16 protein-coding genes are annotated in these 17,886 nt (G+C 62.7%); 3 read left to right on the plus strand and 13 right to left on the minus strand.

All coding sequences use genetic code 11. The annotated features are described in order from the left end of the window. The first annotated feature begins 139 nt into the window (after positions 1–139). Entirely contained in the window at positions 140–1,378 is a 1,239-nt protein-coding gene (locus PQT43_RS10470) for an EAL domain-containing protein (RefSeq protein ID WP_102881569.1), read from the plus strand. Between the two features lie 22 nt (positions 1,379–1,400). On the opposite strand, the gene PQT43_RS10475 is transcribed toward PQT43_RS10470, so the two are convergent. Next, positions 1,401–2,027 carry a response regulator transcription factor gene (locus tag PQT43_RS10475; RefSeq protein ID WP_102881568.1) on the minus strand — a complete coding sequence of 209 codons (627 nt, stop codon included), beginning with the start codon at positions 2,025–2,027 and terminating at the stop codon, positions 1,401–1,403. Positions 2,028–2,406: 379 nt separating this feature from the next. Beyond that, positions 2,407–2,880, minus strand: a complete 474-nt coding sequence (locus PQT43_RS10480; protein ID WP_272753827.1) for a hypothetical protein — start codon at positions 2,878–2,880, stop codon at positions 2,407–2,409. Between the two features lie 194 nt (positions 2,881–3,074). On the opposite strand from PQT43_RS10480, the gene PQT43_RS10485 reads away from it, so the two are divergent. Next, positions 3,075–3,980 (plus strand): LysR family transcriptional regulator, encoded by a 906-nt coding sequence (locus PQT43_RS10485; RefSeq protein ID WP_102881566.1) that lies wholly within the window; start codon positions 3,075–3,077, stop codon positions 3,978–3,980. A gap of 112 nt (positions 3,981–4,092) precedes the next feature. Here the strand turns inward: PQT43_RS10485 and PQT43_RS10490 are convergent, their stop codons facing one another. The 9 genes from PQT43_RS10490 to PQT43_RS10530 form a co-directional block, all read right to left on the minus strand. Then, entirely contained in the window at positions 4,093–5,451 is a 1,359-nt protein-coding gene (locus PQT43_RS10490; RefSeq protein ID WP_267268481.1) for an OprD family outer membrane porin, read from the minus strand. Positions 5,452–5,567: 116 nt separating this feature from the next. Continuing rightward, a complete protein-coding gene (locus PQT43_RS10495; RefSeq protein ID WP_102881564.1) occupies positions 5,568–6,917 on the minus strand; it encodes a citrate-proton symporter in 1,350 nt (449 codons plus the stop codon). Positions 6,918–7,004: 87 nt separating this feature from the next. Further along, positions 7,005–8,399 carry an amidase gene (locus tag PQT43_RS10500; RefSeq protein WP_272753828.1) on the minus strand — a complete coding sequence of 465 codons (1,395 nt, stop codon included), beginning with the start codon at positions 8,397–8,399 and terminating at the stop codon, positions 7,005–7,007. A gap of 162 nt (positions 8,400–8,561) precedes the next feature. Then, positions 8,562–8,831, minus strand: a complete 270-nt coding sequence (locus PQT43_RS10505) for a hypothetical protein (protein WP_102881562.1) — start codon at positions 8,829–8,831, stop codon at positions 8,562–8,564. A gap of 389 nt (positions 8,832–9,220) precedes the next feature. After that, complete coding sequence (locus tag PQT43_RS10510; protein ID WP_110596685.1) at positions 9,221–9,982, minus strand: hypothetical protein; 762 nt, start codon at positions 9,980–9,982, stop codon at positions 9,221–9,223. Positions 9,983–10,117: 135 nt separating this feature from the next. After that, complete coding sequence (locus tag PQT43_RS10515) at positions 10,118–11,008, minus strand: aminoglycoside phosphotransferase family protein (RefSeq protein WP_102881560.1); 891 nt, start codon at positions 11,006–11,008, stop codon at positions 10,118–10,120. 106 nt (positions 11,009–11,114) lie between these two features. Further along, positions 11,115–12,833, minus strand: a complete 1,719-nt coding sequence (locus PQT43_RS10520; protein WP_253085391.1) for a hydrogenase maturation protein — start codon at positions 12,831–12,833, stop codon at positions 11,115–11,117. Between the two features lie 259 nt (positions 12,834–13,092). Then, the gene (locus tag PQT43_RS10525) at positions 13,093–13,407 is read right to left on the minus strand and encodes an SCP2 sterol-binding domain-containing protein (protein WP_011061945.1); all 315 of its coding nucleotides are present in this window, start codon (positions 13,405–13,407) and stop codon (positions 13,093–13,095) included. 50 nt (positions 13,408–13,457) lie between these two features. Next, positions 13,458–14,168: a histidine phosphatase family protein gene (locus PQT43_RS10530; RefSeq protein ID WP_267268477.1), complete on the minus strand. Its 711-nt coding sequence runs from the start codon at positions 14,166–14,168 to the stop codon at positions 13,458–13,460. A 203-nt stretch (positions 14,169–14,371) separates the two neighbouring features. Between PQT43_RS10530 and sohB the strand changes: the two genes are divergently transcribed. Beyond that, entirely contained in the window at positions 14,372–15,397 is a 1,026-nt protein-coding gene (gene sohB, locus PQT43_RS10535; protein WP_102864875.1) for a protease SohB, read from the plus strand. A gap of 181 nt (positions 15,398–15,578) precedes the next feature. Here sohB and PQT43_RS10540 read toward each other — a convergent pair whose 3' ends face one another. Further along, on the minus strand, positions 15,579–16,073 hold the full coding sequence (locus PQT43_RS10540) for a DUF934 domain-containing protein (protein ID WP_016966421.1): 495 nt from the start codon (positions 16,071–16,073) through the stop codon (positions 15,579–15,581). Next, positions 16,057–17,715 carry a nitrite/sulfite reductase gene (locus PQT43_RS10545; protein ID WP_253085393.1) on the minus strand — a complete coding sequence of 553 codons (1,659 nt, stop codon included), beginning with the start codon at positions 17,713–17,715 and terminating at the stop codon, positions 16,057–16,059. Before PQT43_RS10545 ends, PQT43_RS10540 begins: the two co-directional genes overlap by 17 nt. Positions 17,716–17,886: the final 171 nt, after the last annotated feature.

Genomic DNA, 17,886 nt, shown 5'->3' on the forward strand with positions numbered 1-17,886 from the left:
TTACCGCTAACCCCTGCGATTGCCCGCTTTTAGCAAGTAACTGGTCACCATCGGAAATATCCAATCTAAATTTAAGAAGTGTCCTGAGTTCAGTTGAAGCTGTTTTGGATAGGATGCTTTTTTCTCCGGAGCCGCTTTGATGTCGACGCTGAGCGTACTGCTGTTGTGTTCGAACGCTTTTCGCGTTCGACGGTTTTCCAGAATATTGGCAGCTTCGGGCTTTGCCCGGGTGCAGGTAGTCAGCCAGGAAAATGACTGGACCCAATTCCCACCGGAACTGGGTGAACTGGACCTGGTGATCTGCGATTCGCTGCACTCCCTGACGGCCATTTATTACCTGCGCCGGCTCTGCGAACACTACGGTTTCTTCTCGATGATCGAGTGCGAAGCCCTGGAAGCGCCCATTCGCTGGGGGCTGGCGAACTTTCGCGTGCGTTCCGGCAAGTATTGCGTCGGCAGCTACAGCGATCTGGACACGGTGCAGATCAGTGGCTTGTTGCTCAAGGCGCTGACCGTCAAGCGCACGGTAAAAAATCACTCGCGCAGCAGGCTGGCGGCCGATCGGCGCGCCCCTGCCAGCAATGACTGGAGGGCGCAGCTGGATGTTGCCCAGGCGCTGGAACAGCAACAGATCGTTGCCTATTTCCAGCCCCAGGTGTGCCTGAAGACCCGGCGTATCACCGGCGCCGAGGTCCTGGCCCGTTGGCAGCATCCGCACAGGGGCGTGCTGGGACCGCAGTCGTTCCTCGATCTGGTCGACAGCCCGGAGCGCCATCGACAGCTGTTCGACTGCCTGTTGCAACAGGGCCTGATGCTGCAGCGGCAACTGCAGGCCCACACCCAGGGTGATGCCCTGGTGTTCTCCTACAACATCGAGGCCAGCCAGCTGACTGATCCCGAGTTTGCCGCCCAGATGCTGCTGCAGGTCGAGGAGGCGGGTGTGCCCAAGAAGCAGGTCACCCTGGAAATCACCGAGCGCCAGGCTCTGGTTCTGGACATGCAGAGCATCGAAAACATCAGCGTTCTGGTCAAAGGCGGTGTGCGCCTGTCCCTTGACGATTTCGGTACCGGTCACTCGTCGATCATGCGCCTGGCGGGTATTCCCTTCGGCCAGATCAAGCTCGACTCGGGTTTTGTCGCCAACGCCCTGGGGCTCAAGGAAACCCGGATCATCGAGGCGGTGGTGGGGCTGGCGCGTTCGCTCAATCTGGAACTGGTGGCTGAGGGCGTCGAGACGGAGAAACAACGCGCGCATTTACAGCGCCTGGGGGTCGATGCGGCCCAGGGCTATCTGTTCCACAAGCCGATGCGGGGTCAGGCGCTGCTCCAGGTACTGAACGCGAGCCACGCGCCGCTGCGGCTGATTCGTCAGGGCTAGCTGCGCAGCGGGCCGGCGCTCCTCATATCAGGTTCAATTGCCTGGCGATGGTGGCCAGCTCGATGGTGGTCCGCACCCCAAGCTTTTTCAGCACATTGATCTTGTGACCGCTGATGGTCTTGTTGCTCAGGTTGAGCTTGGTGGCGATCTCCAGGTTGGTGTGGCCGTTGGCAAGCAACTGCAGGACCACCAACTCCTTGTTGGTCAGGTTGCTCAGCGCATCGCTCGGGTCGTGGCCGGTTCCCCGGTACATCTCCAGCACTTCCTTGGGAAAGTACAAGTAGCCGTCGGCCAGGGCATCGAGGCCCTTGACCAGTTCCTTCAGTCCGGCGCTCTTGTTGATGAAGCCCATGGCCCCGGCTTGCATGCAGCGCACGCCATAGGTACTGGCGCGGCTGGCGGTGAATACCAGGGTCTTGACCTCCAGTTGGTCCACTGCAATGCGTTGCAGGACCGACAGCCCATCCAGGTTGTCCAGGGAAATGTCCAGCAGCATGTAGTCCGGGCGCAGCTTGTGAATCTTGTCCAGTGCGTCGAAGCCGTCGGAGGATTCACCGATGGGCTTGTAGCCGTTCTCTTCAAGCAGCTCGCTGACCGCGGCGCAGATGATGGGATGGTCGTCGACGATAAGCACGCGTCTTTTTTTCATGGGGTCCTCGGAAGAAACCCTGGTCAGAGCTGTTAGGGCTCGTTGCGTAAAATGGGTCACTCGGCAGTCACTGCTTTTATTGTGGAAGTCATAGGCCCAATGACTCTTTTGCATGGGGTCAACGATGTTTTGCAGGTCCGCGAAGAGCGCGGCATAACCCCAAGAGAGTGAAGGCTTGGTAAACAGCGCAAGCATGTTAGTTCAGAAAAACGGGCAAAAGATTGGCGCAAGAAGCGACTGGTAAATATCCAAGACGCTTCTTGCCAGGGCGCGCGCGCAGTCTATGAGGGCTGTACTCAAGTGGGAAGTTTGCGCAGTGTCCTCAGCCGCTCGGGGCTGAGGATGGCGGGGCGACAGGTCCTGGGCGCCGTTCAGGCTTTTACGGCGCCTTGAGCATCACATAGGCTTCACCACCACGGCGATCGTGCATGATGATGAACGTCTGGCCCTCGAGGGTGATCCGCGCCGGCACGCTCTGCGCCACCGGTGTGCTGGAAAACTTGCCGACGCTGCTCAAGAACTGCTGGGTCAGCGAGCTGTCGTTCTGGCTCGGGGTGGTGATCGCACATTCCTTGTTGGCCTGGACCTGGACCCCCAGGGTTTGATCCTGGTCCATGCCCATCTTGGCGAAACCGGCGTCGGTAAGCTCAACGATGCCATAGGACCGGGCGGCGGTTTCAGCACCGGCGAAAGACGGAGCGGACTTCAGGCAGATATCGCGAAAGGCCAGGATGCCGGCGGAGGTGATGGTGGGTTCAGGGTCGATCTTGCGGGTGATACTGGAGCAGGCGCTCAGCAGCGTCAGGGCTGCGAGCAGCAGGGCTAGCGGTGCAGTGTGGGGCAGCGTAGTCATGGAAAATCCTTGGCAACAGGTCGGCAGGGGCGCCGGAAGTGGTTCGTGTGCCATTGCGCAATCGGCTGTTTAGCAGGGTAGGCATGGCGGGCGCGCAGATCAATATTTTGTAGGCGGGCGCCGGGGCATTCCAAGTGCACTGGCGCAGTAATTGCGTGTTTCAGGGATCTGTTCAGCGATGGGGGTGAGCGACCATGCAGTTACGAGCGTTGCGTTATTTTCACGAGGTGGCCCGTTGTGCCTCCCTGCGCCAGGCGGCGGAGCGGCTGTACGTGACCCCCACCGCCGTGAGCCGGCAGATCGAGCAGTTGGAGCACTTCTTCGGCACCGCGCTGATCGAGCGCGGCCCGCGGGGCATCCGCCTGACGGTGGAAGGCGAGTGCCTGGCCGAGCAGGTCAGTTCCACCTTGCGCGGCTTCGATCAGGTGCGCGACGTGATCGCCAGCCGGCAGAGCCAGGTAGCGGGTAACGTCAGCATCCATGTGTCGGAAAGTATCGTTTCCAGCGTGTTGGCGCCGGTACTGGCGGCGTTCAACCGGGCCCACCCCAAAGTCACCTTCAACATTGTCATCGCCAGTGCCGGCGCCACCCTGGATGCCCTGTGCAGCGGCGAGGCCGATCTGGGCCTGGCCTTCTACCTGCAAGAGCGCGCCGAGGTCGAAGTGACCGCCCATTGCCAACTGTGGCACCGGGTGCTGGTGAGTGCCGAGCACCCGTTTGCCCAGTGCCCGAGCATTCGCCTGGAGGACCTACAGGGCCAGCCCCTGGCCATTCCCGATTCGGCCTACGGCGTGCGCCAGGCCCTGGAGGGCGCGGCGAAGAAACGTGGGGTGAATATCCTGCCAGTGTTTACCACCAGTTCCCTGGAGGTACAGAAAAGCCTGGCTCGCCAGCGCGCGGCGGTACTGATCCTGCCCCAGGTGGATGCCGAGGCCCGGGACCTGGGGGATGGCTTGGTGGCTGTGCCGATCGATGACGAACACCTGGAGCGGATCCGCGTGGATCTGTGCGTGGTGCGCAACCGCCCCTTGTCGGTGGCCACCCTGAAATGCCAGGAAATGCTTGCCCGGGCGATGCAGCACTACGCCCTGGTCGATTGACGGCCTGGAGGAGGGGCCGCGTTGCCTGGGGGCCGCCTGCCGGCTGCCGCTGGCGGCCTTGAGAACGCCGCGTCCGCGGCAGCGGCCACGGGGGCTCGCGCTGCAGCGTGTTTCAGAACAGGTTGAACGGGAAATTCCCCACCAGGCGGAATTCGTCGTAGCTGCCGTCGATCTGCCCGCCGCTGGCGCGATGGTTGTAGACGATGGTGCGCAGCACTGCGTCCTTGAGCCGTCCGGATTGCACCACATACGCCAGCATCAGGCCGTTTTCGTTGTGCTTGGCGCCGTCCAGGCCGCGCACGTTGTAGCCGCGGTTGCGGCCATCGCGATCACCATCATAGTGCGTGCCGTCGATGCCCCAGCCCTTGGCGTGCCACAGGCTGGCGCTCAGCCCCGGCACGCCATAGGCGGCAAAATCCAGGTCGTAGCGCAGCTGCCAGGATTTTTCATTGGGGCCGTTGTAGTCCGAGTACAGGGAGTTGGCCATGTAGTTGCCGGTGGACTCCCAGACATAGTCGAAGTACTCGTTGCCGAACACTTGCTGCCAGGCCAGGGTCAGGCTGTGGGCCTGATGGCTGCCGGTCAGCGCCAGGCTCAAGGCGTCGTTGTCGATGTAGCCCAGGCGCTGCTGGCCCTGGTCCCGGGTGTGGTAGTAGTTGAACGCGGTCTTCAGCGCCAGCTGGCTTTTGTCTCCGGCGCGGTGGGTCAGGCCCAGGTAGTACTGGTCCCACATGTTCTCGAAGCGCGAGGCGTAGAGGCTGCCTTCCAGGCCCAGGCCGGGTTTGACGGTCGCCCCCAGGTAGCTGATGCGCTCACCGCTGTAGGCGCGGTTGCCGAAGGTGGTGGTCAGGCGCTCGCTGCCGGTGCCGGTGCGCGGGATGGCCCGGTCGAAACTGCCGGCCTGCACCGACAACCAGTCGGTTTCATTGCTGTACAGACCCACGCCCTGAAAGCTTGAGGGCAGGGCGCGGTTGTCCTTGTAGCGCAGCACCGGGTTGTCGGTCATCAGGCGCCCGGCCTTGAGCTCGGTGTTGGACAGGCGCAGGCGCACATCGCCGATGCCCAGGCGGCTCCAGGTGGGCAGGGCGTCGCCGTCGCTGTCCACCAGCACCCGGTCGCCACCGTTGGCCACCCGGCCGTGACCGCGTTCCAGGTTGACCGCGCTGAACAGCGCCGCATCCACGCCAAAGCCGATCAGGCCCTGGGTGTAGCCCGAGCTGTACTTGAGCATGCCGGTCTGTACCCAGGTTTCCCTGACCCGGGTGCGCTCGATGCCGTCGGGCTTCTTGATGCTCAGGTAGGTGTCGCGCTGGGTGTGCTGGTTGGAATAGTAGTGGCGCAGGTTGAGGTCCAGGTGGCTGCCCTCGATGAATCCCGGCGCTTGCTCCTGTTGGCTCGGGCGCGGGTTGTCCTGGGCCAGCAGCGTGCCGCTGGCGCTCATGGCCAGGACGCAAAGTATGAGCTGTTTCATGTTGCTTCCCCACAAATCAAAGGCGTCAAGCCACCGCCCGACCGCGGCTGTGCGCGGCCGGCAGGGTAGAGAAAAACGCGGTGGCGCAAAAGAGTGCTGGGCAGTGCCAAGCGGGATCAGCGGGCGCGGGCTTCTGCGAGCCGTTGGCCGGGGTGGCTGCGCCCGGGTGTTTGCGGGCGGGTTTCCTTGGCGAACCAGGCCGCGGTCAGGCACACCAGGTTGGCCACCAGCAGGTAGCCCACTGGCGACATCGGGTTGCCGGTGGTGCCGATCAGCCAGGTGATGATGATCTGCGCGGTGCCGCCGAAGGCCGCCACGCCAAAGGCGTAGACGATGGAGAAACCGGTGGAGCGCACCGCCTTGGGAAAACTCTCCACCAGCAGCACGATCAGCGCCGCGCCGCTCATGCCGTGCAGGCCGGAGAGCACCGCCAGGGTCAGCAGGAAAGTCGCCGGGCTGGGATGCTCGGTCATCAATTGCAAGGCCGGGAACAGCACCAGCAACAGCACCACTCTTGGCGCCATGAGGATGGTGCGGCGGCCGAAGCGGTCGCAGAGCATGCCGCCGGCAATCGCGCACACCGCCATCGCCGCGCCGGCCACCAGGGTCGAGAGCATGGAGATGCTGGTGGGCAGTTTCAGTTCGGTGAGGGCGAAGGTGGTCATGTAGTTGATGAAGTACTGGGTGATGGTGCTGCCCGACAGAATCAGCAGCCCCAGCACCAGGGCCCGGCGATGCTCGCCGAACACCTGGCGCACCAGGCTGCCGGTGCTGGCCTCTTCGCCCTGGCCGTGGAAGGTTTCCGCCAGGTTGCGGCGAATGTAGATGCCGATTGGCAGCACCAGCAGGCCGAACACGAAGGGCACGCGCCAGCCCCAGGTGTTGAGGTCCTCGGGGGACAGCACCTGAGTCAGGGTGTAGCCCACGGTGCCGGCGGCCATGGCGGCCACGCCCTGGGCCACCACCTGCCAGCAGGCATAGGTGCCGCGCTTGTGCGGAGGTGCGGCTTCAAGGATGTAGGTGGTGGCGGGGCCGGCCTCGCCGCCCCAGGCCAGGCCCTGGATCAGCCGGGTGATTACCAGCAGGATCGGCGCGGCGATGCCAATGCTCTCGTAGCTGGGCAGGATGGCGATGCTGCCGGTGCCCACAGCCATCATCACCAGGGTCAGGAGCATCGCCGGCTTGCGCCCGACGCGGTCGGCGTAGGCGCCGATCAGCACGGCCCCCAGGGGCCGCACGATAAAGCCGACGCCGAAGGCGGTGACCGACAGCATCAGGCTGACAAAGGCGCTGTCGGAGGGAAAGAAGGTGTGGCCGATCATCACCGCGAAGGTGGCGTAGACCCCGAAATCGAAGAACTCCACGGCATTGCCGAGGATCACCGCGAACACGCTGCGCTTGCCCCCCGCCGCGTTGGGCGTTTCGGGCTCGGGTGTGGCGGATGGATTGGACGCTTGGCTGTGCATACTGGCCCCTCGAATTTTTATTCATAGGTTGCCCAGGCCCCGGGCGGCGGGGCCCGGGGCTGGGGTGAAGGTGGCAGTTTCGGTGTGTCAGTGAGACGGCGGATTCGGCCAGCTGTGGATTGCTCCGCGCCAGCTCTCATAGGTCTTGGCCACTTGCAGCAGCCATTGATCGGCAAAGCGCGGGGCGATCATCTGCAGGCCGATGGGCAGGCCATCGGCGGCGAAACCGCAGTTGATCGACAGCGCCGGTTGTTCGCCCATGTTCCAGGGCAGGGTGAAGACGATGTGCTCGAATGGTTGCTGCGGGTCGTTGCTCGGCGACGGCCACTCGGCGGGAAAGCGGTTGATCTGGTTGGTCGGCGAGAGCACCAGGTCGAACTCGCTGAACACCTGGGCGGCGCGGCGGCGCATCTCGAAGGTCTGGTTGAAGCCCAGCACCGCCTCGACCCCGGACAGGTCGGCCCCCGGCGCCGCCCAGTCGCGGATGTAGGGCAGCACCTTGGCGAACTGCTCGGCGCCCAGGGCCGAGAGTTCCGCCCATTGCCGGGCACGCCAGAAACGGTCCAGGCCGTCCAGTTGCGCGCGATCCATGATCGGCGCCAGGCTGCGGACCTGGGCGCCGTGGCTTTCGAACAACCGCGCGGCCTGTTCCACTGCTGCGCAGACAAAGCCTTCCGGTTGCAGCCCCGCGCCGGGTTCCAGCATCAGGCCGATCTTCAAACCGTTGACCGACACCGGCGCATCGCTCCAGTCGCTGGTCAAGGGCGGCAGGCTGGTGGCGTCCCGGGCATCGGGCTTGGCCAGGTAGCGCATCATCAGCACCGCGTCGTCGACGCTGCGGGTCATGGGGCCTGCGCAACGCCCGGTGTAATACGGGTCGATGGGAATCCGCCCCAGGGTCGGCTTGAACCCCACCAGCCCGCACCAGGCGGCCGGCAGGCGCACCGAGCCGCCGATGTCGGTGCCGATGTGCAGCGGCCCGTAACCGGCCGCGGCGGCCGCAGCGGCGCCGGAACTGGAGCCGCCGGTATTGCAGGCGGTGTTCCAGGGGTTGCGGGTAATGCCGTGGAAGCTCGACAGCCCCGAGGACAACATGCCGAAGTCCGGCACCGTGGTCTTGGCCAGGATGATCGCTCCGGCTTCACGCATCCGCGCGGCGGGTGGCGCGTCCTGCAGGGCTGGTTTCAATGTGGTGGCCGCGCTGCCCAGGGGAATCGGCGTGCCTTGGGTGGCGATCAGCTCCTTGATTGTCACCGGAATCCCGTCCAGCGGACCGTTGGGGGTGCCCTTGTTCCAGCGCTCGGTGGCGGCCCGGGCCTGCTGGCGTACCTGCTCCGGATCGAAGGCGTAGAGCGCACGGATATGCGGCTCCCAGCGCCCGATATGGGCCAGCAGGTGCTCGTAATAGTCCAGGGGCGAGAGGGTGCGGCTGGCGAATTGCGCCAGCAGCTGGGTGGTGGATAGATCGTGCAAATCAGTCATCGAACGCATCCTTGTGTCGGGCGTCAGTCGGGTTGCTGATGACCCGACTGTAGCGCTTGCACCTTAGCCCAACCATCACAAAGGACGCAGTGTGGTGTTGCGTTTTTGTGAGCACTGGGGCGGCGTGTTTCCTTGCCTCTTCGCCGGCAAGCCGGCGCGGGGTCAAGGGCGCTGTGCTTGCAACTGGCGGCCCAGCACATCCAGTACATCGCAGCCATCGCGCAGCGGAATGGCGCAAACCAATGCCAGCTCTTGCAGCACCACGGCATCGCCGGGGATGTCGGGGCGGGCGGCGAAGTTTTCCAGCAGTTGAGTGACGGCGCGGATGCGATAGGCGGCCGCTTCGTACAGCACATCGGCAGGGGCCTGGGTATCGATCAGCAGGGAAGGGATGGTGCAGTCGTGGCCGGTGATCGGCATGTAGCGATTCATGAGTCCAACTCCATTCAGGGGTGAGCGCCGCTACTCATTCGTCGCCAAACAAAAGGGTGGCAGCTGTACGCGGGTTGGCGAGCCGGGAATGGATGAACCGACAGACCCTAAGGTCTCCCACGCACAGCCGCCATCAAGCGGTCATGCGCTAACAAAGTCCCTGACTCATCTGCCAGAACCTTGCTTCGTTCCATTCACCGGGTCGCCAAACCCGTTCGTCATCAGGACGACCCGGGACTATAGGCATGCACTCCAGAACGGGACAAGGCACCGGCAGGACAGGACTTTCTGAGTTTGCTGTAGGACTCAGGAGCGCGAGTGTGGATCAAGCGCGCCACAGGTTCAATGCGGGGCCTCAGTCGAAGCCGAGGCTTGCGCTGTGGCGGGTTTCAGTTCCCTGGCTGCGCCTTCAGTTTTTCCGCGACATCGGACACCACCCAATTCAGCGTGGCGATCGGAACCGTGATCGCCTTGCCATCGGCGTAGAGCGCACAGAAGGATGCCGAGCACTGCATGACCCGGTAAGTGCCCTTATGCCCATCCGGGTCGTTGACGGTCACTTGGGGTGAGTCTTTGAAGCCGTTTTTCAGATCCTCGGCCGCCGAGTCTTTGCCGATCAGTACAAAGGGGGTGATGGTGATCATCAAGATAAAGGAGATGAAAAACATCGCCACAAACAGGCCGTAGCTGGGGATGAAGATGTACAACGCACATTTTCCTATCTCCTTGAAGAAGGAGGGGGCGGCAACGGTGGCCTGCGGTGGCTTGGCGGACTGCTTCTTGTCAGTGATTTTTTTGTTGAACAAGGCGATCAGATAGTTGAGGCCGCCGAACACCAGGATGCTCAGTACGCAGACGATTGCGGCCCATAGCCAGTGTTGTCCGATGAACTCCAACCCGCCTTTCAAACCGTTGGTCATGGCGTGATACCAGGCCAGAACTGCGTTGACGAAGGTGGTGGAGGTGTCCATGGGAAACATCGAGGTTTCCAGCTGAAAGTAGCCGAGGTAACCATCGTGGTAGGCCTTGCCGTTCAAATAGAAGAACGGAGTGGTGATTGCCAGAATCACCGAGCCGATCATGCCCCAGGCAATCGGGCTTTTACCGGTCTTTTCCTGGGCTTCTTCTGTGTTCTTGACCTTGGCGTTCATCGTCTTTCCTTAGATTTTTCCAATGGTGTCTTCAACTCTGCGATCCGCGCGGGGCGAAATCGTGGCAGCGGCTTTCTTTCTTGCTATCAGGCAAACGGGGGGAAGCTGGGGCAGCAGGCTGGGATGCGTCGCCTATCAGCAATACCAATGAGGCACATCCCGGGAAAAACCGGCGAAGTCTTCCCAGACCTTTTGTGTGCGTTGCAGGCTGGCGTGGATTTCCTGCTCGCCGAAGGCCATGGCCCAGAGCACGCTGAAGAAGCTGTCAAACGCGGCGTAGAAGGCCATGCGGGTGAGAAAAACCGGCTCGGGATGGCCTGCACAGTAGCCGTCGATCTGGCCGCGGGCGAAGTCGCTGCTGAGGTTGCAGGAAAACAGCGCCAGCCGATTGAAGTCCCGCGCCGGATCTCCGAAACGGCAGCGGTTGAAGTCGATGATCGACAACTGGTCATCGGCGCCCACGATCATGTTGTTCAGGTGATAGTCACCGTGGAGAAACACCAGCGGCGTGTCCGCCAGCAGATGAAAGTGCTGTTCGAGAAACTGCAGGAAGTCTTGCTCATGGGCCACCTTGTGGCCACAGCTCCGGTACTGTTCGAGCTTTTTACGGTAGATGGCACGCATCTGCTGTTCGGCGTTTTCAGTGCCCTCAGGCGCAGCAACGCTGTGGATCTGCTGGAGTATTTGACCGGCTTGCAGGCCAAGCTCATAACAGGCGGCGGCGGGCTGCTCGGCAACCCATTGCGCGCCATCCTTGCCTTCGATCCACGACAACAACGAGTAAACCTGGCGTCCTGAATCAAACAGACCGAAGTCCAAGGGTTGGGACATGGCGATGCCCTTTGCCGCCAGATGCTGGGTCCACTGGAACTCGTCGCGTTTGTTGACGTATTGGGATGAATCGTTGGTGCGCAACAGCAGGTGTTGGCCTTGTTCGTCGACGATATGAAAGATTCGATCGCTGGACCAGCCCTGGGTTTGTGCTTCGATGCTGCGCCACGTGGCGTGGCCTGGAATGTCTTGCATGCTCGCCTCCTTGCAAACGATTGCCGCCCCTGGGGGGCGGCAACAAAAGGCGGCGAATGGTACGTGGCCTGGCGGTGCTTTGAAAGCCTGTCGCTCAGGCGGTGAGTCAGCCCACCAGGGCGATGTCCTGGGGCTTGGCCCAGGCTTCGATCAGTCGCTCCGGGGTGCAGCAGGTCTTGCGCTTGTAGACGAAGTTGCTGCACTTCTCGGCGAAGCCCTTGCGGTTTTGCACCATGTCCATGTGCATCTCTTCCAGCTCGGCGTTGCGGCAGTGCTGCATCAGCTGTGGGTCGGCATCCAGCTTGCGCTGGCGCAGGTGCTGGTAGCGCGGGTCGGTGAGGACGCCATTGGCCCGTTGCAGCAGCCACAGGCCGAACTCGTCCGGGCAGCGCGGGCCGATCTCCTGGACCATGCCCATCTGCAGGGCCTGGAGGGCGCTGATGGGCAGGCAGGCCTCGGTCAGTTGCTTGGCCATGGCCTGGCCGACGGCGCGGGGCAGGCTGTAGGTCCAGTACTCGGAGCCGTACAGGCCCATGCTCTTGTAGTGCGGGTTGTACACGGTGTCGGCGCGGGCCAGGACCACGTCCGCCGCCAGGGCCAGCATCAGGCCGCCAGCGCCGGCATTGCCGGTCAGGCCGCTGACCACCAGTTGGCGGGCGGTGAGCAGCTCCAGGCAGACATCGTCGATGGCCTGGATGTTGGCCCAGGCTTCCAGGCCCGGCACTTCGGCGGCCTGGATCACGTTCAGGTGCACGCCGTTGCTGAAGGCACCGCGGCCGCCGCGTACCAGCAGCACCTGGGTGTCCCGGGCCTTGGCCCAACGCAGGGCGCTGACCAGGCGCTGGCATTGCTCAGTGCTCATGGCGCCGTTGTAGAACTCGAAGGTCAGCTCACCGACTCGGCCGGACTCGCGGTAGCGGATCGGTTGGTAGGCTTCGGTGCTGAACGGGCTGCTGGATACCGACCAGTCCAGCACCGGTACATCGGCCAGGCGTTCGCCGAGTACGTGGCGGGCGGGGCGCTTGAAGGTTTCTTCGCCGGGCTGAGGCTTGAGGCGCAGAGAGCCGATCCACAGGCTGTGATCGCCGCAGGCCACCAGCACCGCATCGTCGTGCACCGCCAGCAGTTGCCCGGGCATGCCGGTGCGTGAATCCAGGTGGGCGTCGTAGACGTAGTACTGGCCGCCGGCGAGGCTGGCCAGGACGCCGGGCTGGCCATCAGCGGCGTCGATGCTGCGCTTGATGAACTGCGCGCTGTCGTGCCAGCTGAAGGTGCGGTCGCACTGCTTCATGTTCGGTTGCAGGCGGCCAAGCACCGCGGGGTTGTCGTAGTCCAGGGGCACAGGACGGAAGCCGTTGCGGAATTTTTCCACCACGTCGCGGATGCAATGGATGGCGGCGTCGCTGACCAGGCCGTTGTACAGCTCGGATTTGCGCAGTCCGCTGGGCAGGTTGAATTCATGGGTCGACCAGATTGGCCCGGCGTCCATTTCTTCCACCGCCTGCAACGCGGTGACGCCCCAGCGCTTGAGCTCCTTGCTGATGGCCCAGTCCAGGGCGCTGGCACCACGGTCGCCGACGATGCCTGGGTGGATGATCACCACCGGACGCTTGGCGTTGCTCCACAGCTGCTGCGGTACCCGGTCCTTGAGGAACGGGCAGATCACCAGGTCGGCCTCGGCTTCTTCGATCTGCCGGCAGACCTCTTCTTCACCGGTGAACAGCACCACGCTGGGGCGGTGCCCGGCCTGGCGCAGGTCGAGCCAGGCCCGTTGGGTCAGACCGTTGAAGGCGGTGGACAGCAGGATGATCTTCAGTGATCGCATAAGCGGACTCTTCCGTGAGTGATAGCGGTGTGGCAAAGGGCTCCGGCTGTGCCGTCCCTGGCCGCAATGGAGGCGCAAGAGTAGAGGGGGGGGGCGAGGCACAAACTGACCGAGATCAATCAAGCGTGCGGCCGGAAGACTGAGCCGCCCAGTGGTATTGATCCAGGGCAAAGCGGCGGGCTAGAGGCGTTGCGTGGTGCAGAAACGACAAATCCCGCCTCAGGGGCGGGATTTGTCTACAGCCGGACCTTGCGGTGTCTTAGGCTGGGAACAGCTCGCTCAGTTTCATGGCCAGCATCATGTCGCCTTCGGCGCGCAGTTTGCCGCCCATGAAGGCTTGCATGCCGTCGGTTTCGCCGCTGACGATACCGTCCAGGGTTTCACCGTCCATCACCAGGGTGACTTGTGCGTCTGGGTTCTCGCCTTCCTTGAGTTCACAGGTGCTGTCCTTGACGACCAGCGAGAAATGCTTGGAATCATCGATGCGGAAACCGAAAACCAGGTCCAGGCCGGCAGCGGCAGCTGGGTTGAACTTGGCTTGCATGGCTTGTACGGCGTCAGCTACGGAGGTCATGGTTCGATCCTTTTATGGGTGGTTACAGCAAGGGTCACAGTAAGCCGGGCTCAACGGAAAGTGATGAGCTCCGGAGCCTTCAACAGTTGCAGATGGGCATGACCGTTGAAGGAAGCCAAAGACACCTCGCGCCCACGGAACTTCAGCTGGTTGAGCGAGGTGTTGACGATTTGCCAATTCAGTTCGAACGCCTGCTGGGCAGGTATCCGGGTGATCAGGTGCAGCAGGGCAGTGATGGTGCCGCCGGAGGTGAACACGGCAATCTTGTGCTGGTTGTCCGCTGCTTCGAGAATCCGCTGCAGACCGCCCTGGACGCGCTCGACGAATCCCAGCCAGCTTTCCAGCCCGGGAGGATCGTAGGTGCCGGCCAGCCAGCGCTGAATGATCAGGGCGAAGATGCGTTGGAACTCGGCGCGGTTCTGCGCGGCGTTGCGCAGGATGTTCAGGGCTTCGGGTTCCTGGGGCAACAGGTCGGGGAGCAGGGCGCGGATGATGGCATCGGCGTCGAACTCGTTGAAGGCTGAATCGATTTCCAATGGCGGGTGGTCAAGCCCGGCGGCACTCATCTGTTCCATCGCGGCCTGCGCGGTGTGCTGCTGGCGCCGCAGGTCCCCGGACAGGCAGCGATCAAAGCTGACGCCCAGCGCCGCCAGATGCTCGCCGAGCACGGCAGCCTGGCGCACGCCGGTGGCAGACAGCACGTCGTAGTCGTCTGCACCGAAAGAGGCTTGGCCATGTCGAATCAAATAGATGCTGCCCACGTCCGTGTCGTCCCGGTACGTTGAAAGTTTTGCGAGGTTATGAGGATGCCAGTGAGCTGTCAATGAAAAAACATACGCTTGTTTGAAATGCTTGTTGGAGCCTCGTAACACGAGGTTTCGCGACTGGTGGCCGACCGGTCGCGCCGGTATGCTTGAGCCCATTGCGCTGCTGGTTGGCAGCGGTTCATGTTTGAGGAGTCCCTGTGGAGTTTTTCGCCGAATACGCCAGTTTTCTGGCCAAGACCGTGACCCTGGTGGTCGCCATCCTGGTGGTGCTGATCACTGCCGCTGCGCTGCGTAGCAAGGGCCGCCGCAAAGGCACCGGGCAGTTGCAGGTCAGCAAGCTGAATGATTTCTACAAGGACCTGCGCGAGCGCCTGGAGCAGAGCCTGCTGGACAAGGATCAGCTCAAGGCCTTGCGCAAGGCCCAGGGCAAGACCGAGAAGAAACAGAAGAAACAACCGGCCGAGGCCAAGCCCCGGGTGTTCGTGCTGGACTTCAATGGCGATATCAAGGCTTCGGCGACCGAAGGCCTGCGCCATGAGATCACCGCCTTGCTGAGCCTGGCCACGCCCAAGGATGAAGTGGTGCTGCGCCTGGAAAGCGGTGGCGGCATGGTGCACAGCTATGGTCTGGCTTCGTCGCAACTGGCGCGTATTCGCCAGGCCGGGGTGCCTTTGACCGTGTGCATCGACAAGGTCGCGGCCAGCGGCGGCTACATGATGGCCTGCATCGGCGAGAAGATTATCAGTGCGCCGTTCGCCATCCTCGGTTCCATTGGCGTGGTGGCGCAGTTGCCCAACGTCAATCGACTGCTGAAGAAACACGACATCGATTTTGAAGTGCTCACCGCCGGCGAGTACAAGCGCACCCTGACGGTGTTTGGCGAAAACACCGAGAAGGGCCGGGAGAAGTTCCAGGAAGACCTGGATGTGACCCATCAGTTGTTCAAGAACTTCGTGTCCCGCTATCGCCCGCAATTGGCCATTGATGAAGTGGCCACCGGTGAAGTCTGGTTGGGCGTGGCGGCGCAGGAGAAGCTGCTGGTGGACGAGCTGAAAACCAGCGATGAGTACCTGGCGGACAAAGCCAAGAATGCCGAGGTGTTCCACCTGCACTATGCCGAGCGCAAGAGCTTGCAGGAGCGTGTCGGGCTGGCGGCCAGCGGTTCCATCGACCGCGTGCTGCTGACCTGGTGGAGCCGCCTGACCCAGCAGCGGTTCTGGTAAGCCCCGAATTGCAAGCGCCGGTTCTGTAGGAGCTGGCTTGCCAGCGAAGGCGGCTGCCAGGTTTGTACAAGGCTCAAGGGCCCTTTCGCCGGCAAGCCGCCTCCTACGGTGCAAATGGTAGGCGGCACAAAAAAGCCCTGAACCGGGAAACCGGTTCAGGGCTTTTTGTTGGCGCCAGGGCTTAGCGGCGACGGAACAGCGGCAGCGGTTCGTCAGTGGCGGCCTGGTAGGTCACCGAGAAGTCCTTGAGGCTTTCCAGGGCTTCGTAGGGGTCCTTGTCGGCCCGCAGCGCGTAGGCGTCGAAGCCGCAGCGGTGCAAGTAAAACAGCTGGTCGCGCAACACGTCGCCAATCGCTCGCAGTTCGCCTTTGTAGCCATAACGGTCACGCAGCAGGCGGGCGTTGGAGTAGTTGCGGCCATCGGTAAAGGCCGGGAAGTTCAGGGCAATCACCTGGAAATGCTCGACGTCGTCACCGATCTCCTCGGCTTCTTCGTCAGCATCCAGCCACACGCCCAGGCCGCCGTCGCGAGCCTTGAGGGCATGGGCGTGATCGCGCCACAGGGCCAGCGGCACGATCAGGTCGTCGCAGTTGGAGATGCCGTCGAGGGTCGCGTCCTTGGGCAGCAGGTGCCAGGTTTCGTCGATGACCTCGTTGTTCTTAATGATTCGCTGCATAGACGCGCTCCTTGAAGAGGTCGATGCCAATACGTTGATAGGTGTCGATGAAGCGTTCGTCTTCGGTGCGTTGTTCCACGTACACGTCGATCAGCTTCGAGATCACGTCGGGCATGTCGTCCTGGGCGAAGGACGGGCCGAGGATCTTGCCCAGGCTGGCGTCGCGGCTGGCGCTGCCACCCAGGGACACCTGGTAGAACTCCTCGCCTTTCTTGTCTACCCCGAGGATGCCGATGTGGCCCACGTGGTGGTGACCACAGGCGTTCATGCAACCGGAGATGTTCAGGTCCAGCTCGCCAATGTCGAACAGGTAGTCCAGGTCGTCGAAGCGGCGCTGGATGGATTCGGCGATCGGGATCGACTTGGCGTTGGCCAGGGAGCAGAAGTCGCCGCCCGGGCAGCAGATGATGTCGGTCAAAAGGCCGATGTTCGGCGTGGCGAAGCCGTTTTCACGCAGCTCGCCCCACAGGGTGAACAGTTGGCTTTGCTCGACGTCCGCCAGAATCACGTTTTGCTCGTGGGACGTGCGCAACTGGCCGAAGCTGTAGCGGTCGGCCAGATCGGCGATGGCGTCGAATTGCTTGTCGGTGACATCCCCAGGCGCTACGCCGGTGGGTTTGAGCGACAGGGTGACGGCGACATAACCCGGCTTCTTATGGGCCAGGGTATTGCGTGCGCGCCAGCGGGCGAAACCGGGGTGCTCTTTGTCCAGGGCCGCCAATTCGCTGTCCTGGTTGCTCAGGGTCTTGTAGTCAGGGTCGACGAAGTGCTTGGCCACACGGTGCACTTCGGCTTCGGTCAGGGTGGTCTGGCCGCCGCGCAGGTGAACCATTTCCGCCTCGACCTTCTCGGCGAACACTTCCGGCGTCAGGGCCTTGACCAGGATCTTGATCCGCGCCTTGTACTTGTTGTCACGACGGCCGTAGCGGTTGTAGACCCGCAGGATGGCGTCGAGGTAGCTCAACAGGTCCTGCCAGGGCAGGAACTCGTTGATGAAGGCTCCGACCACCGGGGTACGGCCCAGACCGCCACCGACCAGCACGCGGAAACCCAGCTCGCCGGCAGCGTTGTACACCGGCTCCAGGCCAATGTCGTGGACCTCGATGGCTGCGCGGTCGGAAGTCGAGCCGTTGATGGCGATCTTGAACTTGCGCGGCAGATAGGCGAATTCGGGGTGGAAGGTGGTCCATTGACGGACGATCTCGCACCAGGGGCGCGGGTCGATCAACTCGTCGGCGGCGACACCGGCAAACTGGTCGGTGGTGACGTTACGCAGGCAGTTGCCGCTGGTCTGGATGGCGTGCATCTGCACGGTGGCCAGCTCGGCCAGGATGTCCGGCACGTCTTCCAGGGCTGGCCAGTTGAACTGCACGTTTTGCCGGGTGCTGATGTGCGCATAGCCTTTGTCGTAGTCGCGGGCGATCTTGGCCATCATCCGCGCTTGGCGCGAGGTCAATTGGCCGTAAGGCACGGCTACCCGCAGCATTGGGGCAAAACGTTGGATATAAAGGCCATTCTGCAGGCGCAGGGGACGGAATTCCTCTTCGCTCAGCTCGCCTGCCAGATAGCGTCGGGTCTGATCACGGAACTGCTTGACGCGGTCCTCGATGATCCGCTGATCGTACTCGTCGTATACGTACATATAGGTCCAGTTCTCAGGCTACAGGTGGCGCCAAAGCGCACTTGGCAAATACTGCGGTGAACGGCTTCGGTACGTTGCTTCGACTGGCGTCGACCGGGGCTTGTCGCCGGTTTCACCTCGTCCTGCCTTCGTTCTCGCTCAACCCCACCCATGTAAGCAAATCTGCGCGCA

The sequence above is a fragment of the Pseudomonas sp. BLCC-B112 genome, assembly GCF_028550695.1.
In the GTDB taxonomy this organism is placed as follows: domain Bacteria; phylum Pseudomonadota; class Gammaproteobacteria; order Pseudomonadales; family Pseudomonadaceae; genus Aquipseudomonas; species Aquipseudomonas danubii.